Here is a 207-nt window from a genome sequence, read left to right as displayed (position 1 = left end):
CAGCTCACTACGATTCAGGGTGTTATCGCCGTCTACATCATTAATTGTCAGAGAGTTGTGCGCCTGGGTGTCCAGCGTGATGGTACGGTGCGCGATCGCGGTTACTTCGTTACCTGCCGCATCGTGACTGACCAGCGTCACCACCACATCGTTTTTACCTTCCAGCAGCGTTCCTTTCGGTAATGCCACTTCGTAACGCATCTGGCC

The 207-nt window shown here is 54.1% G+C and carries 1 protein-coding gene; it reads right to left on the bottom strand.

Annotation, left to right across the window (positions count from 1 at the left end):
* A partial coding sequence (locus tag OGV71_RS00055) for an Ig-like domain-containing protein (RefSeq protein ID WP_286532292.1) occupies nucleotides 1-207 on the bottom strand: 207 nt, incomplete at both ends.

It is taken from the genome of Citrobacter sp. Cf088 (assembly GCF_030334295.1).
Lineage (GTDB): Bacteria > Pseudomonadota > Gammaproteobacteria > Enterobacterales > Enterobacteriaceae > Citrobacter > Citrobacter freundii.
The sequence above is the reverse complement of the archived record's forward strand: the minus strand, read 5'-3'. Positions and strand labels throughout refer to the sequence as shown.